Source organism: Actinoplanes sp. NPDC051343 (assembly GCF_044455125.1).
GTDB lineage: Bacteria > Actinomycetota > Actinomycetes > Mycobacteriales > Micromonosporaceae > Actinoplanes.
Genome location: NZ_JBITEL010000009.1, coordinates 278,592 through 302,388 on the forward strand (window position 1 = coordinate 278,592; position 23,797 = coordinate 302,388).

General features: G+C 68.1%; 24 protein-coding genes and 1 pseudogene. 14 read left to right on the forward strand and 11 right to left on the reverse strand.

What is annotated here, in order from left to right:
* Positions 1-12 precede the first annotated feature (12 nt).
* From ACIA5C_RS29265 to ACIA5C_RS29285, 5 genes are all read left to right on the forward strand, one after another.
* On the forward strand, positions 13-198 hold the full coding sequence (locus tag ACIA5C_RS29265; RefSeq protein ID WP_396060627.1) for a type II toxin-antitoxin system HicA family toxin: 186 nt from the start codon (positions 13-15) through the stop codon (positions 196-198).
* Between the two features lie 228 nt (positions 199-426).
* Positions 427-807, forward strand: coding sequence for a YbaB/EbfC family nucleoid-associated protein (locus ACIA5C_RS29270; protein WP_396060207.1), 381 nt, complete (start codon positions 427-429; stop codon positions 805-807).
* The gene (locus tag ACIA5C_RS29275) at positions 800-1,111 is read left to right on the forward strand and encodes a type VII secretion target (protein WP_396060209.1); all 312 of its coding nucleotides are present in this window, start codon (positions 800-802) and stop codon (positions 1,109-1,111) included. Before ACIA5C_RS29270 ends, ACIA5C_RS29275 begins: the two co-directional genes overlap by 8 nt.
* A gap of 65 nt (positions 1,112-1,176) precedes the next feature.
* Positions 1,177-2,262 carry a WXG100 family type VII secretion target gene (locus ACIA5C_RS29280; protein WP_396060211.1) on the forward strand — a complete coding sequence of 362 codons (1,086 nt, stop codon included), beginning with the start codon at positions 1,177-1,179 and terminating at the stop codon, positions 2,260-2,262.
* Positions 2,259-2,546: a hypothetical protein gene (locus ACIA5C_RS29285; RefSeq protein ID WP_396060213.1), complete on the forward strand. Its 288-nt coding sequence runs from the start codon at positions 2,259-2,261 to the stop codon at positions 2,544-2,546. Before ACIA5C_RS29280 ends, ACIA5C_RS29285 begins: the two co-directional genes overlap by 4 nt.
* Positions 2,547-2,773: 227 nt before the next feature.
* On the opposite strand, the gene ACIA5C_RS29290 is transcribed toward ACIA5C_RS29285, so the two are convergent.
* Both ACIA5C_RS29290 and ACIA5C_RS29295 read right to left on the reverse strand, forming a co-directional pair.
* Positions 2,774-3,892, reverse strand: coding sequence for an alpha/beta hydrolase (locus tag ACIA5C_RS29290; RefSeq protein ID WP_396060215.1), 1,119 nt, complete (start codon positions 3,890-3,892; stop codon positions 2,774-2,776).
* An 11-nt stretch (positions 3,893-3,903) separates the two neighbouring features.
* Entirely contained in the window at positions 3,904-4,314 is a 411-nt protein-coding gene (locus tag ACIA5C_RS29295; protein ID WP_396060216.1) for a DUF6069 family protein, read from the reverse strand.
* A 131-nt stretch (positions 4,315-4,445) separates the two neighbouring features.
* On the opposite strand from ACIA5C_RS29295, the gene ACIA5C_RS29300 reads away from it, so the two are divergent.
* Complete coding sequence (locus ACIA5C_RS29300) at positions 4,446-5,612, forward strand: sensor histidine kinase (RefSeq protein WP_396060218.1); 1,167 nt, start codon at positions 4,446-4,448, stop codon at positions 5,610-5,612.
* Entirely contained in the window at positions 5,600-6,259 is a 660-nt protein-coding gene (locus tag ACIA5C_RS29305; protein WP_396060220.1) for a response regulator, read from the forward strand. Before ACIA5C_RS29300 ends, ACIA5C_RS29305 begins: the two co-directional genes overlap by 13 nt.
* 646 nt (positions 6,260-6,905) lie before the next feature.
* On the opposite strand, the gene ACIA5C_RS29310 is transcribed toward ACIA5C_RS29305, so the two are convergent.
* The 3 genes from ACIA5C_RS29310 to ACIA5C_RS29320 all read right to left on the reverse strand — a co-directional run bounded on the left by ACIA5C_RS29310 (position 6,906) and on the right by ACIA5C_RS29320 (position 10,413).
* Entirely contained in the window at positions 6,906-8,174 is a 1,269-nt protein-coding gene (locus ACIA5C_RS29310) for an ATP-binding protein (RefSeq protein WP_396060222.1), read from the reverse strand.
* A gap of 252 nt (positions 8,175-8,426) precedes the next feature.
* Positions 8,427-9,980 carry a M1 family metallopeptidase gene (locus tag ACIA5C_RS29315; protein WP_396060224.1) on the reverse strand — a complete coding sequence of 518 codons (1,554 nt, stop codon included), beginning with the start codon at positions 9,978-9,980 and terminating at the stop codon, positions 8,427-8,429.
* A 70-nt stretch (positions 9,981-10,050) separates the two neighbouring features.
* Positions 10,051-10,413, reverse strand: coding sequence for a MerR family transcriptional regulator (locus ACIA5C_RS29320; RefSeq protein WP_396060226.1), 363 nt, complete (start codon positions 10,411-10,413; stop codon positions 10,051-10,053).
* 58 nt (positions 10,414-10,471) lie between these two features.
* Between ACIA5C_RS29320 and ACIA5C_RS29325 the strand changes: the two genes are divergently transcribed.
* Entirely contained in the window at positions 10,472-11,182 is a 711-nt protein-coding gene (locus tag ACIA5C_RS29325) for an SDR family oxidoreductase (protein WP_396060228.1), read from the forward strand.
* Positions 11,183-11,228: 46 nt separating this feature from the next.
* Here ACIA5C_RS29325 and ACIA5C_RS29330 read toward each other — a convergent pair whose 3' ends face one another.
* Entirely contained in the window at positions 11,229-13,835 is a 2,607-nt protein-coding gene (locus tag ACIA5C_RS29330; protein ID WP_396060230.1) for a tetratricopeptide repeat protein, read from the reverse strand.
* Positions 13,836-14,203: 368 nt separating this feature from the next.
* Between ACIA5C_RS29330 and ACIA5C_RS29335 the strand changes: the two genes are divergently transcribed.
* Together ACIA5C_RS29335 and ACIA5C_RS29340 are read left to right on the forward strand one after the other, a co-directional pair.
* Entirely contained in the window at positions 14,204-15,421 is a 1,218-nt protein-coding gene (locus ACIA5C_RS29335) for an FIST signal transduction protein (RefSeq protein WP_396060232.1), read from the forward strand.
* Between the two features lie 6 nt (positions 15,422-15,427).
* Entirely contained in the window at positions 15,428-17,704 is a 2,277-nt protein-coding gene (locus tag ACIA5C_RS29340; protein WP_396060234.1) for a putative bifunctional diguanylate cyclase/phosphodiesterase, read from the forward strand.
* A 39-nt stretch (positions 17,705-17,743) separates the two neighbouring features.
* On the opposite strand, the gene ACIA5C_RS29345 is transcribed toward ACIA5C_RS29340, so the two are convergent.
* From ACIA5C_RS29345 to ACIA5C_RS29355, 3 genes are all read right to left on the reverse strand, one after another.
* The gene (locus ACIA5C_RS29345) at positions 17,744-18,001 is read right to left on the reverse strand and encodes a type II toxin-antitoxin system Phd/YefM family antitoxin (RefSeq protein ID WP_396060236.1); all 258 of its coding nucleotides are present in this window, start codon (positions 17,999-18,001) and stop codon (positions 17,744-17,746) included.
* 438 nt (positions 18,002-18,439) lie between these two features.
* On the reverse strand, positions 18,440-19,546 hold the full coding sequence (locus tag ACIA5C_RS29350; RefSeq protein ID WP_396060238.1) for a serine hydrolase domain-containing protein: 1,107 nt from the start codon (positions 19,544-19,546) through the stop codon (positions 18,440-18,442).
* A 494-nt stretch (positions 19,547-20,040) separates the two neighbouring features.
* The gene (locus ACIA5C_RS29355; protein WP_396060240.1) at positions 20,041-20,514 is read right to left on the reverse strand and encodes an SRPBCC family protein; all 474 of its coding nucleotides are present in this window, start codon (positions 20,512-20,514) and stop codon (positions 20,041-20,043) included.
* 323 nt (positions 20,515-20,837) lie between these two features.
* On the opposite strand from ACIA5C_RS29355, the gene ACIA5C_RS29360 reads away from it, so the two are divergent.
* The 4 genes and pseudogenes from ACIA5C_RS29360 to ACIA5C_RS29375 all read left to right on the forward strand — a co-directional run.
* Positions 20,838-21,095 (forward strand): type II toxin-antitoxin system Phd/YefM family antitoxin, encoded by a 258-nt coding sequence (locus ACIA5C_RS29360; RefSeq protein WP_396060242.1) that lies wholly within the window; start codon positions 20,838-20,840, stop codon positions 21,093-21,095.
* Positions 21,080-21,481, forward strand: coding sequence for a type II toxin-antitoxin system VapC family toxin (locus tag ACIA5C_RS29365; RefSeq protein WP_396060244.1), 402 nt, complete (start codon positions 21,080-21,082; stop codon positions 21,479-21,481). Before ACIA5C_RS29360 ends, ACIA5C_RS29365 begins: the two co-directional genes overlap by 16 nt.
* Before the next feature lie 87 nt (positions 21,482-21,568).
* Entirely contained in the window at positions 21,569-22,333 is a 765-nt protein-coding gene (locus ACIA5C_RS29370) for a maleylpyruvate isomerase family mycothiol-dependent enzyme (RefSeq protein WP_396060246.1), read from the forward strand.
* A 7-nt stretch (positions 22,334-22,340) separates the two neighbouring features.
* Positions 22,341-22,442 (forward strand): annotated as a pseudogene (locus ACIA5C_RS29375) (transposase); the annotation flags it as partial.
* A gap of 47 nt (positions 22,443-22,489) precedes the next feature.
* Here ACIA5C_RS29375 and ACIA5C_RS29380 read toward each other — a convergent pair.
* Both ACIA5C_RS29380 and ACIA5C_RS29385 read right to left on the reverse strand, forming a co-directional pair.
* On the reverse strand, positions 22,490-23,011 hold the full coding sequence (locus tag ACIA5C_RS29380) for a hypothetical protein (protein ID WP_396060248.1): 522 nt from the start codon (positions 23,009-23,011) through the stop codon (positions 22,490-22,492).
* Positions 22,965-23,369, reverse strand: coding sequence for a hypothetical protein (locus ACIA5C_RS29385; RefSeq protein ID WP_396060250.1), 405 nt, complete (start codon positions 23,367-23,369; stop codon positions 22,965-22,967). The genes ACIA5C_RS29380 and ACIA5C_RS29385 overlap by 47 nt, the downstream gene beginning before the upstream one ends.
* Positions 23,370-23,797: the final 428 nt, after the last annotated feature.

Sequence of the window (23,797 nt, forward strand, 5' to 3'; positions counted from 1 at the left end):
TCCGGCTCACGAATCGTTCGGGCACTGGAGCGGCACGGCTTCAAGACCGCGCGGGTGAGCGGCAGTCATCAGGTCATGGGCCATCCAGACGGGCGGGGAACCACCGTCCCGGTACACAGCAACCGCGACGTCGCCAAGGGAACGTTGCGAGGCACCCTCAGCGATGTCGGCCTGACGATCGATCAACTCGCCCCCTGATTTCGACGGGCGGCACTGGCATTGCCCTATCACCTGACGAGTCACAGCAGGTCCGCCAAATCTGTGGGCCGAACGTTGGGCCAATCGAACTGCGCTGCCCTAGTTGCAGGCGATCTCCTGCCTGCACCTTGGGCCTGCTCACTGGCCTGAAGTGCTGGGCCCTGACCGGGCGACGGCCGACCTGGATGGCGGGCGGCTCGCGTGGACCGGGGCCGTTACGATGCCGGGATGTTCGACGGTGAGTCGGCAGATGAGGCGTTGGAGCGGATTGACGCGTGGGAGCGGTCGCTGGGTCGCCGTGCTGAGCAGGCGCAGGAGTTGGCCCGGCGAACTGCGGAGTTGACGGCGACCGCGCGCAGCCGTGACGGTCTGGTCGAGGTCACGGTCGGCGCCGAGGGCCGGGTCGAACGAATCCATCTCGACGAGCGCACGCGGCAGCAGCCCGCCGAAGACACCGCGCGAGATCTGATGGAAACCGTGCACGCGGCCAACGCGTCGTTGTTGAAGCAGTTCCAGGAGATCACCGCCGAAACGGTCGGGACGGATACCGAGACCGGACGGATGCTGATGGCCGCCCTGCAAAAGCGGCTCGGAGAGCGCGATGAGTGACCCCGGCACCTTCCAGGTCAACTCGGCATCGCTGATGTCACACGCCGGGGAGGTCGGCACGATCGGTGACGGGCTCACCGCTGCCGCCCAGGCCGGGCAGACCGTCCGGACGGACACCGGGGCGTACGGCCAGTTGTGCCAGTTTGTGCCCGCCCTGCTCAACGGCCTGCAGCAGGCCATGGTCGACGGCATCAACACGGCGGCCGGGTCCGCCCACGACACCGCGGACGCGTTGCGGTCGGTGGCCGCGTCGTACGACTCCACCGACAGGAGTGCGGCAGACCGGATCCGGAACACGCGATGATGCCGGTCCGGCCGCCGCTTGTCGCGGTGGCCAACCCGGCCGGTAATACCGACCCGTGGGCCGGGGTGTGGATCGCCGAGGACATCGAGACGATCCTGGCCGGGATCAAGGACGGCAGCTGGATCGACACCACGCTCGGTGCGGTATCGGCCGGGCTGGACGCTCTGGCGTTCATCTCCGACCCGATCGGAAGCCTGCTGCAGTACGGCGTCGCCTGGATCATCGAGCACGTCAAGCCGCTGTCCGAGGCCCTGGACTGGCTGGCCGGCGACCCCGGCCAGATTTCGGCACACGCGCAGACCTGGCGCAACGTCGCAAGCACGCTGCACGACCGCTCCTCAGATCTGGATCGCGCGGTGCGCTGGGACACCACCGAATGGCAGGGGGCCGCCGCCGACGCGTACCGGACCTGGACCGGCCAGCAGAAAGACGCCGTCGCCGCTTTGGCCGGCGCCGCCGAGACGATGGCGGCGGTCACCGAGGGCGCCGGCATGCTCGTCGCCGGCGTACGCATGATGGTGCGCGACGCCATCGCGGTGCTGGTGTCTCGCTTGATCACGTACGCGGCGGAGGAGGTCTTCAGCTTCGGGCTCGCCACTCCTCTGGTGGTCGAGCAGGTCAGTACCCTCTGCGCGTCATGGGGCGCCCGGATAGCCAAGTGGCTCCGTGGCTTGGTCAGCAGCCTCGAGCATCTGCGCGGCCTGACCGGGAAGCTGGGCGATGCGATCGAGGCGATCAAGAAGCTGCTCACCCGCCTCCGCCACGGCGACGCTTCCACCCTCGACAGGGTCAAGAAGCGCGGAGCCGGACCGACCCAGTTGTTCAACCATGAATCGGCTCGTAACATCGCGGCGAAGTACGGCATCGACATCTCGGACTTGAACATCTCGCTAGGCAGCAAGACCACCCGCGGGATCTGCGGCCGGACTCTTCCGAACGGCTCCATCGTGCTTTTCCCTACCGGCTTCCGCAGCGAGGAAGACTTGGCCAGAACGCTGGTCCACGAGAGGTTCCATCACGACGAGCTAGCGAGCGGAAAGCCGTTTCCGACGACGGCCGAAGAGTTCGATGCTTTTGAGGACCGCGCTTACGCACACGAGGAACAATGGTGGAACAGTCAACCGATCCGGCCGGAGCCGAGAACCCGATGACGGCGACCTACGACCAGTGGCTCGACGCGTTCAGCACCGCATACGACGCCGTCCCGGGTCCGCCCGGAAGTGCCTGCCCCAACTGTGGGCATCACTGCCTTCAGCTGGTCTTCACCGGTGACCTCGACGGCGCGATCGGGTACGCGCACTTGTGGTGCAATCACTGTCTCCAAGGCATCGGCATATCTCGCACCGCTATCCCGGACCAGGCCATCGTCCAGGACATCCGCCTGCCCCGCGACCAAAGGCGGCCGGAAATCCCCAACTACCACCTCGTCCAGTGATCGGCGCAGAACGCCCCAGCCGGGCCACGGCTGCTTCGGCGTAGGTATGGACGCTGAGCACCACAAGGTGCTCGACGAGAGCGCCGAGAATTGTGCCCTCAGACAGGTTGGTGTTGCCTTGCTCGGCGCCTAGCAGCGCGGCCGCATCGAGCCCCAGCAGTCTGACGGCCAGCACCGGGCCGGCCAGATCAAGCTGATTGCGGCTGGGGATCCAAGACGCGCAGCCATCAGACACGCTTGGCTGTGTGCAGCCAGGCGCCGAACGCGGCGACCGCTTCGATCACCTGGGTGTAGCGCAGGGAGTAGAACAGGTCGAAGGTGTGCTGGGCGCCCGGCAGTTCGGCGTACACGACGGGCTGGGTGCTGACTTCGCGCAGCCGGGTGACGAATGCGCGGGTGTCCTCCACGAGCGTCGAGCTGTCCTTGTCGCCGTGCAGGAAAAGGAACGGTGGCGCGTCGCGGAGCCGGTCCAGCGGGGACGAGCCAGGGCCGTCGACCCGGCCGTAGTACCCGTAGAAGCCGATCGCCGCGGCGACCGACGTGTCCACGCCCTCGAATCCGGGCTGGAAAGCCGGGTCGTTCGCGGTCAGCGCGGTCATGGCGGCCAGGTGGCCGCCGGCCGAGCTGCCGGACACGATGACCGTACGCGGGTCGCCGCCGTGGTCCGCCGCGTGCGTACGCACCCAGGCGATCACCCGTTTCGCGTCCACGTGGGCGTCGGGGAATTGGTGCGCCGGCGCGAGCCGGTAGTTGGCGCTCACACACACCCACCCCCGTGCGGCGAGCTGGTAGAGCAGGGCGCGGCCCTCCCAGCGCTTGTGCCCGACCCGGAAGCCGCCCCCATGGAAGTACACCAGGACGGGGCCGCCGGTGGGGCGGTCCCGGCGGTGGTACACGTCGAGCAGGTTGCGCTTGCCGGCGTCCCCGTACGCGATGTTGCCGACCCGGACGACGTCGCCGCGTCGCACGGCGAACGGGGCCAGCAGGATGTGCGCCCACGGCCGGTGTGCCGGTGGTAGCTCGATGCCGGCGTCGGCGGCCAGCGCGCGCCGCAGCACCGCGCCGGTCCCGAGCGCCCGCCGGATCAGGACGGCGAGGCCGGCCGCGGTGAGAACCGCGACGGCGAACGCGATCAGACCAGCGGGTGAGGAGAGGTCACCTTCGCTGAACGCCAGAAGGCTGTCCGCGGCGAGCGCGTACAGGGCGAGGAACGGCAGCTCGTTGATCATGAACGTGACCCAGAATCCCCAGTAGCCCTGGGTCGTATGGGCGGGTCGTGGCCCGATCAGGGCGGTGACGGTGCAAAACGTCAGGAGCGCGACCGAGATGACGTATCCGAGTGGCACGTTGTCCATCCTCACCGATAGTTCCGACGGCCGGGCAACCCGATGATCAGGGCGGCACCGACGGTCATGTGTATGGCGAGCAGCACCAGCCGGCTGCTCGTGCCGACGCCGCTGCCCAGCGGGCCGGCCAAGGAGAGGATCAGCACGATCGACGCGATGATCCGGTACGTCCGGACGGGGCGGCGGACGGTGCGCTCCAACAAGGTGAGCAGGCCCCCGGCGGCCAGGCCCGCGACCAGCGCGGTGAGCGCCACCGCGGCCGGGCCGATGTGCCGGGTGGTGTCGCCCTGGTGGACGGCGAGGTCGAGGCCGGCCCACGGGCCGTCGACCGTCCAGAGCAGCAATGCGCCGGCCGCGGCGGCGACGATGGTGATCGCGCGGCCGGTACGCCGTACGGCGGTGTGCTGGATGTCGTTGGTCATGCCGGAAAGCATCGCGGTTCGGGCCGGACGACCACATCGGACCAGGGGCGACACCGGTGCTCTCTTTGGATAGGCCGACCACCAACTTTGGATGGTGTCGGCGGCCGGCGCCGTCCGGCTAGCCTCGCCGGGTGAACACCTTGCCTCCGGGGCCGGACGACCGTGAACGCCACCTGCGTGCCAGCGTCGCGGTGGTCGTCAGCATCGCCGGGGCGCTCATCGGGGCGACGCTCCTGGGTTGGTGGAACGGCCGCTCGCCCGGGCCGCTGCTTGTCCTCGACGTCGCGGCCGGTGCGCTGAGCTGGGTGTTGGCGCCGTTGACCCTGTGGCGGCCGGTCGGCGCCACGGCGGTACTGACCGTGCTGGCCGCGTTGTCACCGGCCGCCACTCCCCCGGCCACGATCGGCGCGCTGCAGGTGGCCCGGCGCCGGCGCTTCCCGGTCGCGGCGGCGGTGGCGGCGGCCGGGGTCGCCGCGCACGCGGTCCAGGGCGGTTGGCGGGCCAACGGCGGCTTGTCGTACGGCTGGTGGCTGGTGCTGGTCACGATCGGCTATGGCGCGCTGCTCGGGTGGGGTGCGTGGGCGAAGGCCCGGGAGGCGTTGATCCGCTCGCTGCACGAGCGGGCCCGGCGCGCCGAGGCGGAACAGGGCCGCCGGGTGGCCGAGGCGCGGATGCTGGAACGTCGCAAGATCGCCCGGGAGATGCACGACGTCCTCGCGCACCGGTTGTCGCTGGTGGCCACGTTCGCCGGTGCGATGGAGTACCGTCCGGATTCGTCACCCGAGCGGCTGGCCCGGGCCGCGGGAGTCGTCCGCGACGGCGTGCACCAGGCACTCGACGAGCTGCGCGAAGTGATCTCGCTGCTGCGTGACGACGACCCACCGGAGGGTGAGGGCATCCGCCCGCAGCCGGTTCTCGCCGACGTCCCGCGCCTGGTCGAGGAGTGCCGTGACGCCGGCACCGAGGTGCTGTTGCGCGAGGCGGTGGACGAGCCGGCCGAGGCGCCACCGGCGCTGGCCCGGACGGCGTACCGGGTGATCCAGGAAGGCCTGACCAACGCCCGCAAGCACGCCGCCGGCCAGCCGGTCCACGTCGCACTGCGCGGCGGGCCCGGCACGGGCCTGGAGATCGACGTCCGCAACCCGCTGGCGCCGCACCGCACGACCCAGCCCGGCTGGTCCGGCGGCGCCGGCCTGGTCGGGCTCACCGAACGGGTAGAGCTGGCCGGCGGGCGGCTCGACCACCAGACGGTCGACGGCGAGTTTCGGCTGCACGCATCGATACCATGGCCGGCATGACCCCTCCGGTACGCGTGCTCGTCGTCGACGACGACGCCCTGGTGCGCGCGGGCCTCACCATGATGCTTGACGGCGCCGACGGCATCGCGATCGTCGGCGAGGCGGCCGACGGCGACGAGGTCCCGGCCGCGGCGGACGCGCACGCGCCCGACGTCGTACTGATGGATCTGCGCATGCCCCGGGTCGACGGCATCACCGCGACCCGCCGCCTGCGGGCCCGGCCGCGCCCGCCCGAAATCATCGTGCTGACCACGTTCGACACGGACGAGAACATCCTGCACGCGCTGCGCGCCGGGGCCAGCGGCTTCCTGCTCAAGGACACCCCGCCGGCCCGGATCGCCGAGGCGGTACGGCAGGTGGCCGACGGAGAACCGATCCTGTCACCACAGATCACCCGCCGCCTGATGGACCGGGTCGCCGTCCAGGCCGGCGCCTTCGCCCGCGCCAAGGCCGCCCTCGCCGCGCTCAGCCCGCGCGAGCACGACGTGGTCGTGGCGATCGCCCAGGGCCACAACAACACCGAGATCGCCCGGGTGCTGAACATGACCCTGGCCACGGTGAAGACCCACGTCTCCCACATCCTGACCAAGCTCGACCTGGACAACCGCACCCAGCTGGCCCTGCTCGCCCACGACGCCGGCGTCTGAACAGGTTCATAGAACAACAGTCGCCCGTCACGGGTCTGCGGGCAAGCAGAACGAAAGACTTGGTCGACTCGTACGGCCGGTGAGACAGTCGTTCCGCGGCCGTACGGCCGTCGGCGTCGAGCGCGGCGCTGTCGTCCCCGCCATTGAAGCAGCCGATGCTCGGCGAAGAAGGCGAAGCCGCCGTCGTACCAGGTGTTGATCTACCGGTGGTGGCCCAACCGATTGTCGCGGTGCCATCCGCAGCGAGGATGGATCGCTCAGGGTGGCCGGCTCATCGGCCACACAGCACCAGGCTTCAGCTCGTTAACGGATCGTTCAAAGCCGACGCGAGTCGCGAGGTAAGCGACGCGCGCCGGCCTTGAACCGCGCAGTGACTAATCCGAGGCCGGCGAGCATGTCATCGATGCCCGTCGCGGCCCCCATGCGAACCGCTTCCTGATTGCAGGCGCTCGCTTGTCAGAAACTCTGACCGCCTCAAGGCGGCCAGACCGCCGGCGCAGTTGACCGTGCTGCGAGCGCTCGGCCGGCAACGGGTACCGCGGCCTACGCGGCCGTCGGCGATCACCTTCGTCATCGCTGAGGTGCGGAGTGCTTGCGCAGCGCAAATCCGCGGCAGTGCCCGAATTCGAACCGCGTCCTGCCGGCGTCACGGGCCAACCAGCGCCAACGGAACGACGGCAACGTCGTCGCGGCGACGATAAGCATGCTCGCCGGCATATATGACGACGGAATCGATCAGGTCTTCACCGATCCGATCGCGGAGCCAGTGCAGGTGCCTGGTGTCAGCATCCTCAACGCGGTCGGCCAGCTTGACCTCCATGCCCAGCACCCTTCCATCAGCCTGCTGAACTATGAGATCCACCTCGTGGTCGCTGTTGCGAGTCCGCAGGTGACTGACCCGGGCCTCAGCCGCCTCGGCATAGGTGTGAACGCTCAGCGCCACGAGGTGCTCGAAAAGGGCACCGAGAATCGTGCCCTCGGACAGGTTGGTGTTGCCTTGCTCAGCACGTAGGAGCGCGGCGGCATCAAGTCCTAGAAGCCGGGCGGCCAACGCCGGGTCGGCCAGTTGGTGTCTGGCGGATTGACCGAGCCGGTCAAGATGATTGCGGCCGGGAATCCACGGTGGCAAATCATCGAGCAACCACAGTGACGACAGTGCGTCACGGTAAGCGATAGTGGTTTCCTTGGCCGGTTTGTTCGCCAGCCCGGCTGTAGCCGCGTCGAGAATCTTCGAGTACGCCGCCGTTGACGACGTCGCGGCTGCATAGGCTGCAAGCCAGGCGCGCAGTACTGCCGGACGCCGGACCGGGTAACCCTGTTCGGAAAATTCACGCTGAACAACGTTCTCGAGATACGCGTCCAACTCAGCTCGGCGAACCCGAGGCGGCAGGCCTCGAATGGCAGGAAATCCTGAGGCGACGATCTCTTCGACGTAGTCGGCCAGCCGGAGCCCGGTGGTTCCCCCGACATCCCGGTTGCCGGCCAGGAGCGCGGCCAGGCTCACGGTGGGGGTCTCGATACCGCGCTCCGCCATGCTGAGCGGGCGCATCCGCATCGGGACGATCCGCCCGGCACCCGAGTGGACCACCGCACCCCGAGGTGCCGAACTACCGGCGATGATGAAATGCCCCGGCGGAGAGCCGGCGTCAACGGCGTGGCGGACCTGATCCCAGACCTCGGGAAGCCGCTGCCACTCATCAACCAGCACAGGCCCCGGCGATCGAGTCAAGATCGAGGGATCGGCAGCCACTATCTCCCGCTGGGCAGGAAGACTCAGGTCAATGACCGACACGGCGCGCTGCATGGCCGTCGCTGTCTTTCCCACGCCCTTCGGCCCGTGGATCGACAGAGCACGCAGGTGCGGCTGAAGCTCGTCCAGTGCATCGTCCAAGACTCGGCGCCGGTAGTCGACCACGCGCGTACTCTACCAAATGCAGGCCCCGTAGTCTTCCATTAGCATCGCTTGTAGTCTACCGATCGCAGGCTCCGATGCGGCTTCGGGCTGGTCAGGCCAAGGGGGCGCCATGCCGCTTCGGCTCAGGGCGGTCGGTGCATCGGCCATGGAACGCCCAACGATCAGGTCAGGCTTCGCTTTGTCAAGGGATCGTTCAAGGCCGACGCGGTCGGCGAGTTGAGCGACACGCGCCGGCCTTGAACAGATCAGTGACTAGTAGGTGAGGGTGGCCGCCGGCGCCGGCGTGGACATGGTCGCCGGCGTCACCGGGGTGACGGTCCAGTCCGGGTGACCCGGCATCGGCGGGGTCTTGGTGCCGTAGAGCCAGTCGTTGAGGAAGCCGCGAAGGTCCTGCCCGGAGTCCTTCGATGCCAGGGCGATGAAGTCCTCGGTCGACTTCGACTTGCCCTTGTTCCGCTGCACCCAGTCGCGTTCGATCTTGGCGAACTTGCGGTCGCCTACCTGCTGCTGGAGGGCGTAGAGAACGATCGAGCCACCCGCGTAGACGTTCGGGTTGAAGACGTCCCAGATCGAGTCCGACTTGAGCGGGTGGGCCACCGGGCCGTACTTCGCGCGGTACTGGTCACCGCGGGCGTACCGGTTCTTGTAGTACGCCTCGAGCGTGTCGAAGCCCGCGTACGCCTTGAGCGTCCCGTGCTCGGCCGCGTAGTGGATCTCGTAGTACGACGCGTGGCCCTCGTTCTGCCAGACGTTGCTCCACACCTCGGGCGCCACGCTGTCGCCGAACCACTGGTGCGCCAGCTCGTGGGTCAGCACCGGGTCGAGTCCGGCCGAGTCGGACGGGAACGAGCCGGTGTCGAAGAGCGACAGCGTCTGGGTCTCGAGCGCGAAGCCGAGGTTGCCGTCGATGACGACCACGCCGTAGTTCTCGAACGGGTACTTGCCGACCTTGCTCTCCATCCAGCGGACCTGCTCCGGCTCGTTGGCGAACCTGGGCAGCAGGGTGTCGGCGAGCCGGCGGGGCACCACGTCGCGGATCGGAATGCCGTCGACCTTCCCCCGCGAGTACTGCAGGAAGTCACCCACCGCGACCTGGACCAGCTCACTGGCCATCGGGTTCTTCTCGCGGTAGGTCCACGACTCGCGACCGTGGCTCTCGCTGGTGCGGACCAGCTTGCCGTTCGCGGTGGCGGTCCACCCGTCCGGCGCGGTCATCTTGATCGTGTACGTGGCCTTGTCGCTGGGGTGGTCGTTGCTCGGGAAGAGGTTGTGCGACGAGGCCGGCTGACCGGCCAGCACGGTGCCGTCCGGGGTCTTGACGAAGCCGACCGGCGCATCCGCGTCGGGAGCGACCGGGGTGGCCTTGAAGCCGCTCACCACGACCTTGAAAACGGCGCCATCATGGATGGCGCGGCCGGGCGTGATGACGAGCTCCTCGCCCGTACGGGTGAACGCGGCCCTCTTGCCGTCGACGGTGACCGCGCCGACCGCGTCACCGGCGAAATCAAGGTCGAACCGGGACAGGCTCTGGATGGCTCGCGCGGTGATGGTCACGTCCCCGGTGATCTGCTGGGCCGGGTCCTTGCGCGCGTAGTCGAGCGACAGGTCGTAGTTGCGGACGTCGTACCCGCCGTTTCCGAGCGTCGGGTAGAGACGGTCGCCGACGCCCGCGGATCCGGGTGACGGCTTGTGAGCGGCCGCGGATGCGGGCGCCACGGTGAGCACACTGCCGCCGGTAACCCCGATCAGGGCGGCGACACCGGCGGCCAGGACGGATGGCAGGCGATCGCCAGTCAACACAGTCATGGCCGTTGATGCTACTTCGGACAGTGGCGCTAGCCCATCTAGATAGCTGTGGATTTCTGGTCCGGGCCGCTCATGCGTAGTCGCACTCCGGGTTCGGCCTCGACGTCGCGTCGATGATGTCGTTCAGCCTGTCGCGGGCGATGGTCAGCTCGGCGATCTGCGTGTTGATCCGGTCCCGCTCCGCCGCCAGCCGCTCCCGCGACTCCGGCGTGCTCACCTTGGCGTCCACGCACGGCAGCAGCTCCGCAATCGTCTTGCTGGACAGTCCCGCGCCGTACAACTGCTGAATCAGCCGCACCCGGTTGACCGCCGCGTCCCCATAGAGCCGCTGCCCGCTCTCACTACGCGTCGAGGCGAGCAGCCCCTGCTCCTCGTAGTACCGCAGCGCCCGCACACTCACCCGCGTCGTGGTCGCCAGATCCCCGATCCGCACAGTGATCCACCTCGCAACACTTGCCTCTGACGTCAACGTGAGGTTTTAGCCTAGCGGCATGCAGATCAACGGCACAAAAGCTCTCGTAACCGGCGCCAACCGCGGCCTCGGCAAGGCCTTCGCCGAGGCTCTCCTCGCCCGCGGCGCCACCACCGTGTACGCCACCGCCCGCCAGCCGGACCGGATCAACATCCCCGGCGTCGTCCCCCTCCAGCTGGACATCACCGACCCGGCGTCGGTCCAGGCCGCGGCAGCCGAGGTAGGCGACCTCAACATCCTCGTCAACAACGCCGGCATCTCCACGAACGCCCCGCTGCTCGGCCCGTCCACGGAGAACATCCGCCGCGAGTTCGACACCAACTTCTGGGGCACCCTCGCCGTCACCCGCGCCCTCGCCCCCCGCCTCGCCGACGGCGCCATCCTCAACGTCATCTCGGCGCTGAGCTGGTACGCCTTTGCTCCCGCCAGCAACGGCTACGCCGCATCCAAGGCCGCCGAATGGTCTCTCACCAACGGCATCAGGCTCGAGCTGGCCGACCAGAAAACCCAGGTCACGGCACTGGCCCTAGCTATTGCCGACACCGACATGATGGCCGCGTACGACATCCCTAAACTCCCACCCCACGAGGTGGTCGCCATGGCCCTGGACGGCCTGGAAGCCGGCAAGCTGGAAGTGATCGCGGACGCTCCCACCGCCAACGTCAAGGCCTCCCTCTCCCGCGATCCCGCCCTCTTCTACGCCGACATTCCCGCCGCCCTCTTCGGCTGACACGACCCGCCGGAGCCGGCGCGGGCGGTGAACAATCCACCGAGCCTCACCGACCCGCTGGGTCGGTGCCGGGTAGCGCCGCGAGGTGCGTGCGGATCTCGTCGGCGTGGTGCGTGCCCAGGTCGGTGTAGAGGGCCAGGGCTTGTTGCCAATGGTGGTGGGCCTGGTCGGCGTTGCCCAGGGTGCGATGGGCGTGGCCAAGGCCGGTGTGGGCGCGCGCCTGCTGCACGCGATCGCCGACATCCGTGGCGATGATGACCGCGGCCGTGTGGTGAGCGATGGCGTCGCTGGGGCCGGCGGTTTCGCCGAGGCCGTTGAGCGCGCAGGCTTCGCCGTAACGTGCGCCGATCTCCCGGAAGATGGCCAGGGCCCGCTCGTAGTGCACGGTGGCCTGGTCGGGCTCGCCGAGGCGGGTGTGCAGGATGCCGATGCTGTCCAGCGCGTGGGCTTCATTCGTACGGTTGCCGAGCTGCCGGTACAGGGTCAGAGCCTGGCCGAGATGGTCGGCGGCGGCCCCGTAGCGGCCCATCCGCATTTCCGCGTCGCCGAGGTTGATCAGCGCATTGGCTTCGCCGTGCTGGTTGTTGGCCTGCCGGTACAGGGTCAGGGCCTGCTCGTGATGTGCGGTGGCCGGTTCGTAGCGACCCAGCCGCGCCTGGACGAGGCCGAGGCTGTTGACGGCGCGGGCTTCGCCGTGCCGGTCGCCGGCCTGCCGGTACAGGGCCAGTGCCCGCCTGTAGTGCTCGGCGGCGTCCTGGTAGTGGCCCAGCCGCTCATCGACGCCACCGAGGTTGCCAAGGGCGCGGGCCTGGCCGTCGAGGTTGCCGGCCCGCCCGAACAGGTGCAGAGCCTGCGTCAGGTGGTCGGCGGCGTCCTGGTAGTGGCCGAGCTGAGCGTGGATGAAGCCGAGGTTGGTCCGGGCCTCGGCCTGGCCGTCCGAGTCGCCGGATTGTCGGGCGGCGTGCAGGGCGTGGCCGTGGACAGCCAGGGTGTCGGCGTGGTCCCCGCCGGAGAGGCTGCGGAGCAGGGTGGTCGACAGGCGGGTGGTGTGGGTCGGCCAGCCGTGGGTGGCGGTGTACGCGGCGACGGCGACCAGGGTGGGACGTTCGAGGTCCAGCCACGCCCGTGCGATCCCCGGGTCGGTCAGGGTCGGGGTGGGTGTCTTCGGTGCGGGGATCCGCGGCCGGCGGTGCTTCTCGGCCGGGTACAGGGTGTCCATCGCGGCGGCGGCGGTGGCCAGGAAATAGTCGAACAGGCGGGTGAGGGCGGCGCGGCGTTCGTGTGGTGGATCGTCGTCGACTGTGTGGTTCATGGCGTGGGCGCGGATCAGGTCGTGCTGGTTGTACCGGTCGGGGCTGACCTGTTGCAGCAGGTGGTCGCGGTGTGACCGGTCCAGCACGGTGCGGGCGGTGTCGAGGTCGGTGTCGGCCAGCGCGGCAGCGGCGTAGGCGTCGAGGTCCTGGCCGGGGTGTAACGCGACCAGGCGCAGCAGCCGCTGCTCCGCCGCCAGTAGCTGCCGGTAGGACAGGTCCAGGGCGACCTGGACGCCGGTTTCCATGCGGCGGTGCTGGTGATGCTCGTCGAGCCGGTCGGCGTGGTCGGTCAGCGTCCAGCCGGGTTTGGCCCGGATGTGCCCGGCGACCAGGCCGAGCGCGAGCGGCAGGTGACCGCAGCGGGCGGCGATGCGCGCCACGGCGTCGGGATCGTCGCCGACCGGCACCCCGGGCGCGGCCCGGGTCAGGTACTGGCGTGCTTCGGCGGAGGTGAACACGTTCACGGTCACGTGGGTGGCCGGGCGCAGCAGGTCGCCAAGGTCGCGTCGGCTGGTGACCAGCACCAGGCAGCCCGGGCTGCCGGCGGTGTCGGGCAACAGCGGCCGGACCTGCTCGGCATCGGCAGCGTTGTCCAACACCACCAGGGCGCGGGCACCGGCCAGCCGGTCGCGGTACAGGGCGGCCCGGGCGGTCATGCCGTACGGGATCTGCTGCCCGGGGACGCCGAGCAGGCGCAGGAAACCGTCGAGGACGGCGGCCGGGTCGGCGGGCGGCTGGGCGGGGTCGGGGTGGAAGCCGCGCAGGTTGACGAACAGCACCCGGTCGAAGCGCTTCTCGCGCAGCAGGTGATGCCCGAGGCGAACGGCCAACTGGGTCTTGCCGACCCCAGCCATCCCGGCGAGCGCGGAGATCACCACCACGCCCGTGTCGGACCGGTCCTGGCCGAACGCGCGCCGCAGCCGGCCCAGCTCGGTGGTACGGCCGGTGAACCCGGCCAGATCCGGCGGCAGCCGGTCCTGCACACGGACCTGCCCAGCCGGCGAGATCTCCCCGGCGATCATCCGCAGCGCCTGCTGCCACTGCGCCGCGTACCCGGCGTCCGGGTGCAGCGCCGACACCACCGCGGCCACCAGATCGGCGTTCAACCGCCGCCGGCCCGCCCTGAAGCAGTCGACGACGGTGGTCTTGCCCGGCACCTCCGCGGCCGGTCGACCGGCCGCCGTCCACCCGGCGGCGACCCGGCCGGCGATCTGCTCGTAGGACGGGTTACCGGCCCACACCTTCAGCCGCCGCAACCGTTCCACGAGATCATCGACGGTCCTGGCCTCGCCGGGATCCGGCAGCGCCGTGAACCTGTCGATCGACTCGCGCGACGGCATCACTCACATCCAGCGTGTCACTCGATAGCTCGGCCGGGGTTCCACAATAGCCACCCCGTACATCCGATCATTCGAATCGTCCCCACCATGCTCGACGGGATTCGGATCCGCCCAGTGGCCGGTCGCGTACAGCCAGAAGCGCAACCACCAACGGCCGGCACCGACTCGCCCAGCGCGGTCACCGTAACGGCTGAGACGGCAGGCAGCACTGATCGAGCACTTTTCGATCAACGACCGGTGGTAGTTTCATTACGCGAATCTTGGCTGTCGCGATACGGTCATGCCAGGAATCAGAGACCACGGTGGACTGTGGTCGAGGTTTGGTTCGTTCTCCTGAGCACTACCGGTTGGGAGTCGATGGGCTGCCCGTGGACGACGACTTTCGCACGTACGCAGCACAGAGCACCCGGTGGTTCGACGTCGGGATCAGCTCGGAGACCGATCCCCATCGTGCCGGGGCCGCGGCGGCTTCCCGCGCGCTCGCGGGCCCGGATCCTCGCCTGCTGGTCGTGTTCTGCTCGATCCGTCTGGACCCGCACGCAGTGCTCGCCGGCATCAAAGAGGTTGCCGCCGGGATCCCGCTGATCGGCTGTTCCTCCGGCGCCGAGATAGGCGCCGATGGTCCGGGCACGGGCCTTGTAGCGGTTGCTGCGTTCGGTGGCTCCGGCTTCTCGGTACGGACCAGCGCCGCGACCGGAACCCGGACGGCGCCGCGTGAGGGTGGCATCGCGGTGGCCCGCTCGGCCTTCGCTGGGATGGACGGCACGAACCAGCTCATGTTGCTGTTGACTGACGGCCTTGTCCAAGACCAGGACGAAATCATCGGCGGGGTTTACGAGATGCTGGGCGCCGGCGTCCCGCTGGCGGGCGGTGCCGCAGGTACCGCGCTTCTCGCCGACGGCGCAAATGCTGACACCTTTCATATGTACGATGGCGCAGTTCTCACCGACGCCGTCGTGGGCGCGGCAATCACTTCTGACGGACCGTTTGGTCTGGCGATGCGGCACGGTTTCCGGGAGGTCGGGGAGCCGATGGTGGTGACCCGCAGCCGCAAGGGCCGCATCTACACGCTTGACAACCGACCGGCGCTGCACGCCTACCTGGACCGACTGGGCGCGCCGGCCGAGGCCTACCACGACAAGAAGGCGTTCGTCGCGTTCTCCCGGCTGCGGCCACTGTGCGTCCTGCGGCGCGCGACGGAGGAGGTCCGCTTCATCACCGAGCACGTCGACCTCGACGAGGGTTCGCTGATGTGCGTCGGCGACGTCCCGGAGGGAGGCGTGGTCTGGCCGCTGGACTCCGACGCGGACAGCACCATCGAAGCGGTCGACCGCGCCTGGCCTGCCGCCGTCGAGGCGCTACGAGGCCGGCAGGCGCTCGGTTTCCTCGCCTTCGACTGCGGCATCCGGCAGGACATCCTGAGTCAGGCTGCCACCGGCAGTCGGGTGGCCGAAGAGGTCAGCTCAATGGTTCGCCAGGCGAGGGACCTGCCCTTCATCGGCTTCTATACCTGGGGTGAGATCGCCCGCGTTCGCGGCGTCAACGGACTGCACCACCAAACCCTCGTCGTCTTGGCCGTTGGCTGATCGCACATGTACGACATCGCTGCAGCCCTCGTCGTACAGCAACTCGCGGAATTCCTCGGCGCACTGTCCGAGGTTTCGGACGTGCCGAATGCGTACCGCATCGCCACAACGAGCGCGGCGCGCGCTCTGGACGCCGAGGTGGTCGCGGTGTTGCGCGGCGGTGCCGTAGCCGCTGCCATCGGGTTCCCGGCGGGTCAGGCACCGGTGCGGGATCTGTCAGCGGTCGTTTCCGGTGAGCGGGCCACGGTGGACGTACCCGGCTGTGGCCCGTGCCAGGCGATTTTCGCGCCCAGCGGCGTCGAGCCGGCCGAATATCTGGTAGTGGCGCGCGCCGGCCCGGAGGGCTTCACCGTCGAAGAGGCGAGCCTCGTACGCGGCATGGCACGGGTATTGGAGTTGCATGTCCACATGGTGCAGAGCCTGGCCGCCGAGCGTCGCCAGGCGGCACTCAACAGCGAACTCGTCGATTCACTGAGCGAGCGGCAACGCCTGCTGGAGCACTTGTCCGGAATCCAGCGCGCCATCGCCCGCCGCGCATCGCTGCCGCGGGTCCTCGACATGATCACTGCCGGTGCCCACGAGATGCTCGGCGGGGACGGCGTGGTGCTCTGGCTGCTGGACAGTGACGAACCGGACATGCTTGTGATGACTTCGGAGATCGGACTGCCCAAACCGGTCGCGCGGCGACTGTCCCGGGCCACGGTGGCGGAGGCCGGGACGGTGGGTCAGGCCGTCGTTGAGGACAAGCTGCTGACGGCTACCGAACCGGATGAAGCCGGCATGGCGGTGCCCGTACACGACAGCGGCACGGTCGTCGGCGCCCTTGCGGTGACAGCACACGGTAGCGACCGCAGGTACGAGAAGCGGGACCGGGACATCCTGCACGCCTTCGCCGAGCACACCAGCCTCGCCATCACGGACGCGAAGACGTTCCAAGCTCTCAACAAGGCTCACCACGACCAGGTCACCGGGCTCGTGAGTCGTAGCCCGTTCATGGAACAGCTGCAACGTGGCCTTTCCATCGCCTGCCGTGCGGGCGATCGGCTCGGCCTGTTGTTCGTCGACCTGGACGGATTCAAGCTGGTCAACGATTCGCTCGGCCACGCCACCGGCGATGCGGTGCTGGCGGAGGTCGGTGCCCGGTTGCGGGCCTGTGTCCGCAGCATGGACACCGTGGCCAGGCTCGGCGGTGATGAGTTCGCGGTCCTCCTGGCCGGTTTTGAGACCGACGATGAGGTGATCGCCGTCGCCGACCGGGTCCTCGACCAGATGAGCCGGCCGTTCGATCTGACCGGGCAGGAGGTCTTCATCGGTGCGAGCGTGGGCATCTCGATGAGCGACCCCGCCTCGCCGGACGCCGACGCGCTCATACGGGACGCCGACCTTGCGATGTATCACGCCAAACGCACCGGCAAGGCGCGGTACGAGATCTTCCGACCAGAGATGCAGGAAGCCTTCGAGAAGACCGTGAACCTCGCGACGGACCTTCGCCTGGCACTGGAACGCGACGAATTCGTCGTCTACTACCAGCCAATATGCACGCTTGCGGACGGGGAACTGACCGGGCTGGAGGCGTTGGTTCGCTGGCGGCACCCGACGCGCGGAATGGTCGCTCCCATGGAGTTCATCCCGGCGGCCGAGGAAACGGACCTCATCATTCCGATCGGTCGCCGGGTGTTGCGCGAAGCCTGCAGTTCCACATCCGCGTGGAATCAGCGACGGGCACTCGCCGGGCTTCCCGAATTGACCGTTCACGTCAACGTCTCGACTCGGCAGCTTCGAGGCGACACGGTGGAGATGGTGGCCGACGCGTTACGCGAGACAGGGCTGGCGGCATCAAGGCTGGTCCTGGAGATAACCGAATCGCACCAGGCGCTCGATCTCACGCAGGTCTGCCATCAGTTGCACCGGTTCAAAGACCTGGGCGTCGGGCTCGCCATCGACGATTTCGGAACCGGGTACTCGTCGCTGCTTGCCCTGCGGCAGTTTCCGATCGACACGATCAAAATCGACAAGTCATTCGTCGACGACCTCGACGGGTGTGACGATCGCTCGGATCTCACCCGGGCCATCGTCCAACTGGGGCGCGCGGTGCGGCGGGACGTCGTTGCCGAGGGTGTCGAGTCGGAGCGGCAGCGGCGGGCACTGCTGGACTGCGGCTGTCGCCTCGGCCAGGGCTACCTCTTCGCCGAACCATTGGACCACGCGGCAGCGACGGCCCTGGTACTGGAGGCGCGGGCGACGGTTGGACCGGCGGTGCTCGTCGAGGGTCGGCCGGACTGACCCGAACAGCTACACCTGGATGTCGCTGCGCGGGTGTGCTTACCGGTTGCCGTAGTGGCCGGACAGTTCACCGCGGAGAGCCTCGGGCTTGCCGATGTATCCGTTACGCATGATTTCTGCGATGAGGTCGTTGGCCAAGGGCACGATGACGACCGGTTCATGTCCCGAGCGGGTCACTACGAGTTCCTCTGCGTCGTCGGTAACGCTGTCGAGCTCAGCGGCCAGGTTTTGACGCAGCTGTGTGAAGTTGACTGTCCGCATGGCCGATGCGACGGCCGACGAAGTCTCCAGGCCCACTGTCCCGGCTATTGGGCCAGCTCGAGTACAAACCGACAGGATTGAACCGATCATGCAACTTGGCCATATGGCCGTGATCACCGACGGCCCTGCATCGGGACGCCCAGCGCGCCACGCAACGTGGGTCTGGGGTCGCCCCCAGGAGCAATCAGCGGATCCTCAGGTCCGTTGCTCGCCGCCCGGCCCGGCTGGCAGCTCGACCGTCATGGCGTTCCGATCGGGGCTGCGCAGACGCGTTGTCCTCGCTGAAGCATCCGGAGCCGCCGACCGCGCCCCAGGCCCTGGCTGACCGTCACGCTGTTTACGCCCAGCATGGCGTGGCGAACGCACGGTCATGGCGATGAGAGAGCTACCCCGCCGGTCACCTCGACCAAGCCTGGCCGGGCTGCGGTCGTAGATCAATTAGATAAGTAGCCGATGAGCGGATGCACTGGTTGATTAGCGTCGAGGCGCCAAGGCATCGCGGACGTGGTTGGCGATATGAGCGGCAAGGTCTTGAGGCGGTGCGGCCATCCGATTATGCGTGAAAGCAATAGCGAGGTCGCTTCCGGGATCCGCGAAGGCGATGCTTCCGCCACTGCCCTTACATCCGAAGGCGCCAGGGTGGCTACCAAACTCGGGGAGTCCGGAGAAATAGCCGAGACATTTCGGGATGGGAGCGCCCAGGACGAGGTCGACATCGGTGGTAGCGACGTGGGCGACGTGGGCGAGACGCTCGGCCGAGATCAAACGGACGCCGTCAATGTCTCGCGTCATCGCCGCATACATTCGAGCTGCAGCGTGGGCGGTCATCGTGCCGGCGCACGGAACATCGATGGAGAGGTAGTCGGGTCGGTTGCCGAGGGCGGCACAAGGTTGGACAGCGCGGGGAGCGGCTCGGAAGAACAGCGAATCGGCGGGCCGCGCCGTCAAGGCGTCCGACCAGTTGCCGTCCTCCAACCGTGCTATCCGGTCGTGGTGCGCTGGGGGAACCCCGAAGAACAGTTCGTCCGCGATGCTCAGCGGCTCCGCGATGTCCTTGCGAAGCACTTCGGCGATGGGCCGGCCGGTGGCTCGACGGACGACCTCACCAAGGATGTAGCCAAAGGTCAAGGCGTGATATCCGGTCGCGGTGCCAGGCTCCCAAAGTAGGGGCAGCGCCGCGATCCGTGCACACATGCCGTCCCAGTCACCCAGGTCAGCGGCGCTAGTGCCGTCCGGCGCCTGCGGCACGCCGGCGCGATGGGTGAGAACATGGGCGACGGTGACTCGGTGTTTGCCGTGGGCGGCGAACTCTGGCCAGTAGTCAGAGACCGGTGTGTCATAGTCCAGCAGCCCACGCTCGGCCAGCACGTGGATCACGGTGGATGTCATGCTCTTACCCGTCGACCAGCTATGGAACAGTGTGCGGTGATCGACCGTGCGACCGGTGTACTGGTCGGCAACACCCGCGGATGCATTTACCACCGGCTGGCCCCGCACGTACGCGGCAACCTGCAGACCCGTCTCCTGTCCGCCCTCGATAAGGTGATCGAGGTACCGCTGCACCCGCTGCTGGGCGTTCACTCCAAGCCCCTTTCCGATGACGACACATGCAACTCCATGGCGTTGTACAGATCCCGGCGTAATGGGAATGTTGCCGAGTATCGGCTGTGGCTGAGCTGAGCAATTCGTCCTTGCCAGTCGAATCGCCCCTCGGAGCGAGGGACAACAACATCCGCTGATGCCGCAGAGCGCGGCCTGGCGAAAGGTGCTGGCGGATCTGGGACCCGGCTCCGTGGTCGGCCAGCGCTCCGAGGCGCCTGGCGCGGTTACCACCTACACCGCTGACGGCCAGAAGCTCCATGACTTGAACTGGCGCACGGATCTGCCGCAGATTAAGCGCGCTGCCCGCTACGCGAAGAGTCGACCGGGCCCCGGTGACGTTGGCCTCGCCTGTCACACGCGCAGGGTTGCAAGGCACCAAACGCAGGCGTTTTCGCAGTTCAGGCATATTTCGCCGAGGCGGTTCGGCTACCGCCGCACCCCGTTTGATGTTTACCCGGCTCAGGGGTTCTTCGTCAGCCGGATTGACGCTCCACGTCTCGGGCCATCGCTCGCAGGGTTGCCCCGAAGCCGATACGGCCGGCGAAAGACAGCAACGGCCCAGCGAATCTTGTGACGCGATGAGGAGTCACGGTCACGTCCTCGTCCCAATCGACTCGGCACCGGCCGGAATGCAGCGGCACCACCGAAAACCCGGCTCGGCCGAACACCACCCCGCCCCGCTTGACCACCTCGCAGCGGCCTGGCCCATCACCCGGCGCGTTCCCGCCCGGCGGCTGCCACAGCTTCACTGTCATCGGGTCGTCGAAGGCCAACAAACCGATCCCCGTCCGGGCGACGAACTCCACACCGACACCATCGGGCAGGGATGTCGTCACCCGCACGGTCGTCAACGGCGCCCAGTCGCCGTGCCGCCGCCAGTCCACCATCGCGGCCCAAACCGACCGGGCGGGCGCAAGCACCTGTTGGGTGACGGTAAACCGGGCCATACGGCGACTCCTGTACTCCGATGAGGTTCGAGGTCAACCGGCGTTGCCCGGTCGGCCGCCACAAGCAAAACACGCGATCACCACGTGAGGTTCCGCTCGCGCCGGACCCGCTCCACCAGCCGTACGGGATGTCTCGAATCAGGCTGCCGGTTCGCATGAAAGATCATCGTGAGCCGACGTTGCACCATGCGAACCGCATTCTCACCGTCCAGGCGTCGCGTTGCCACCGCTGCCCCCGTTTCGGATCGCCAGGTAGAAGCCCCGAACTCGGCCGAGGCTGGCGAGAACGCTGGACGCCGAATCTGATTAGATACCGTCGGTTCATGCGGACCATGACCGCGACGGAAGCGTCCCGGAAGTTTTCGGACCTGCTCGACGCCATCGAGCGGGGAGAGACCGTGACCATCACGCGAGGCAACCACGCTGTCGCCGAGATCGCACCGGCCCGTCGGCGGACCGGTGCCGACCTTCACGCGGCGCTGGCCGACATCCCGCCTCCTGATGACCAATTCGTCGAGGATGTCACCTCGGCGGTCGCGTTCCTGGAGTCCGACCGAGGAGACCCGTGGGCCGACGCCTGATCCTCGACACGAACGTGCTGATCGCCTACGAGCGCGGCACCATCGACCGCTCGGCCCTCGATCGCGACGAACTCGCCCTTGCTGCGATCACCATTGCCGCATATCGCTTCGGCATCGAACTCGCCGACAGCGCCGAACGCGCCGCGGCACGGGCGCGCGCCTTGACCGCCATCGAAAGCGTTGTCGACGTCCTGGCCTACACAGACACGACGGCTGCGCACCACGCCTGCCTGATCGCCCACGTTCGGCGAACCGGAGCGCCCCGAGGCGCCCATGATCTGATCATCGCGGCCCACGCCGCCGAGACCGGCCGGACGGTGCTGACCCGCGACATCAAAGCCGGCTTCGCCGGACTGCCCGGCGTTCTCGCGATCGATACGCCTTAGTCGACGCCGCGCCGCACGACTGATCACATGCATCAGTAGCGACAAGAAACCGGTGTCGGTTGGCGGAGCAGGGTGGTACAAAGCCGCGTGGAGAAGACTTTGGAGTTCGCTGACCTGTTGCGGCTGATGCAGGAGCGATCGACCGCTTTCCAGGCGGCGGTCGCCGCGGCACCCAGCCTCGACGTGCAGGTGCCGACCTGCCCCGAGTGGACATTGCTCGACCTGGTGCAACACCTGGTGGAGGGGCGCCACAAGTGGGCCGCCACCGTCGCCGCGGGGCCCGCCGACGCTCTGACGATCGTGTCCGCCCCGGTGGCGCCGCGGGAGCGCGAGGCCGTGCTGGACTGGTTCGCCGCCTCGGTTCGGGAGCTGCTGGACGCGCTGCGGGAGGCCGGACCGGACCGTGGCTGCTGGACGTGGTGGGGCACGTCGCAGTCGCCGCAGACCAGCGGTGCCGTCGCTCGCCACCAGCTCCAGCAGCTCGCCGTGCACACCTACGACGCCCAGGTCACGGTGGGCGTCCCGCAGCCGCTGTCCAGCGAGGTGGCGCTCGACGGGGTCGACGAGTTCCTGACCACCTGCTGCGCAGGAACGGAACCCTGGCCTCACGAGCCGGCGGTCGTCGATTACCACGCCACCGAGGGCCGCTCATGGCGCCTCCGGGTCTCCGACGGCCGCACGCGCGTCACCCGGCTCCCAAACGGTGCTACCGCCGGTGTGGACGCAGAGCCGGCCGACGTAGCCGCCTGGGGCACCGCAAACGAGCTGGTCATGTTCTTCTACGGCCGGATTCGCACCGAGTCGCTACGCACCGAGGGCGACCGGGGCATCCTCGACCAGCTCCACGCCTAGAAGCCGGGACGGCCGCAAGGACGTTCTGGGGCTGTGGGCCGGCGTCGGCGGTGAAGGCGCGAAGTTTTGGATGGGTGTCTTGGTGGACCTGAAGAACCGGGGCGTACGGGCCCGAACAGTACGATCGTGGCCCGGCGCCGTCTCGTCGAGCACCGTCTACGAACGCAATTCCGCCAAGGTCGCGCCGGCAACGATGCGTGCGATGTTCCCGTCATGGTCGCGACCGGCCAATCGCCTGGCGAGGTCGTCCAGGTCGGCAACGTCGCCGTACCTCGCCCGCAAGAGTGCCCGCATCCCGTCGACGCGGCCTTGCTCCAAGCCCTGCTCCCGGTTTCGGCGAGCGATCTCGCGGCCCGACTCCGTCTGCTCGAGAACGTCGTTCATGCCTCTCCTTCGCAGTGCTTCGAGAACCTGGGCCGCCAGCGAACCTCCCACGAGCATACCCAGCTCGACCTGGACCAGTTGCTTCTCGAGCGCAGCTGTCGCGGCAATCCGATCGGCGACCCGTTCCACAAGGTCGCGCGGTGGTTTCTGCGACCACAACGCGAGCGGCGCGAGCGGGCTGCCCAGGAGGATGCCCGGATCCAGGTCGTCGGGTACGTTGACCGACCGGTAGTCGAGCCTGGCCTGGTCACGGCGGAAGCGACCCGGATATCCTCCGCCCAGCGGCCAGACCACAACCTGGTGGATTCGGTGTTCCGTGCGGCGGTACTTTGAGCGCCAGGGCCGCCCAGTAGGCCACCATCCGCTCCTGGAAGTCCTCGGTGCGCTGGACCTGGACCTCAATATGGTAAAAGTCGGCCGGAACACCGTCACTGCGCCGAACCAAGAACACCTTGTCGCGCTGGCGGCTGCGTTGGCGCGGCTGCTCGGTCGGCCCGTCGAGGACGACCGCCACGCCCTCGAGTCGCGCGCCGCACAACAGATGCAGCGCTTCCCGGGGGTGAGCCTCCAACGGCGCCTTGTACAAGCCGTCGAAGTCGCGGGCCGGTACCTGCCGCGAAGATGCGACATCGGAAGGCACGCTGTCGGTCATTGTTCCTCCTTCGCGCCTGCCATCGGCGCGAAGGACAGCTTCGCGTAGGTCATGACTACTAGTCAAGAGACGGGCTGTCTCATGCCTAGGGCCGCCGCGTATCGGAACTTTTCATTGAGTGTGCGACCCCCCGCACCCGGGCAGACCGAAGGCGGTCAGCTCAGATGGCCCGAGCCAACCTCCGCCTTTCGTTGAGGGCGGCGGTTGCGTTGCGGGCAGCGATTCGACGAGCTTGCATGGATGACCCGCGTCGAAACGCGACCAGACTGCCTGACGCGTGGGCCGAAGGCCATGCCTTGGTAATCGCTACTGGGCAAGCGTCCAACCAATTCTCGCCACGGCAAGAGGCGCGATTCGCAATAACTTGAATAAGTTTCACGATGATGGTTTCGCTCGAGCGAAACGTTGCTCGATGTCGACTCAGTAGA

Excerpts from the sequence above, each read along its gene's own strand:
- ACIA5C_RS29315 (WP_396060224.1), bottom strand. The coding sequence starts at position 9,980 with ATGACTGTGTTGACTGGCGATCGCCTGCCATCCGTCCTGGCCGCCGGT.
- ACIA5C_RS29270 (WP_396060207.1), top strand. The coding sequence starts at position 427 with ATGTTCGACGGTGAGTCGGCAGATGAGGCGTTGGAGCGGATTGACGCG.
- ACIA5C_RS29360 (WP_396060242.1), top strand. The coding sequence starts at position 20,838 with ATGCGGACCATGACCGCGACGGAAGCGTCCCGGAAGTTTTCGGACCTG.
- ACIA5C_RS29325 (WP_396060228.1), top strand. The coding sequence starts at position 10,472 with ATGCAGATCAACGGCACAAAAGCTCTCGTAACCGGCGCCAACCGCGGC.
- ACIA5C_RS29355 (WP_396060240.1), bottom strand. The coding sequence starts at position 20,514 with ATGGCCCGGTTTACCGTCACCCAACAGGTGCTTGCGCCCGCCCGGTCG.
- ACIA5C_RS29295 (WP_396060216.1), bottom strand. The coding sequence starts at position 4,314 with ATGACCAACGACATCCAGCACACCGCCGTACGGCGTACCGGCCGCGCG.
- ACIA5C_RS29340 (WP_396060234.1), top strand. The coding sequence starts at position 15,428 with ATGTACGACATCGCTGCAGCCCTCGTCGTACAGCAACTCGCGGAATTC.
- ACIA5C_RS29285 (WP_396060213.1), top strand. The coding sequence starts at position 2,259 with ATGACGGCGACCTACGACCAGTGGCTCGACGCGTTCAGCACCGCATAC.
- ACIA5C_RS29275 (WP_396060209.1), top strand. The coding sequence starts at position 800 with ATGAGTGACCCCGGCACCTTCCAGGTCAACTCGGCATCGCTGATGTCA.
- ACIA5C_RS29385 (WP_396060250.1), bottom strand. The coding sequence starts at position 23,369 with ATGACCGACAGCGTGCCTTCCGATGTCGCATCTTCGCGGCAGGTACCG.
- ACIA5C_RS29330 (WP_396060230.1), bottom strand. The coding sequence starts at position 13,835 with ATGCCGTCGCGCGAGTCGATCGACAGGTTCACGGCGCTGCCGGATCCC.
- ACIA5C_RS29305 (WP_396060220.1), top strand. The coding sequence starts at position 5,600 with ATGGCCGGCATGACCCCTCCGGTACGCGTGCTCGTCGTCGACGACGAC.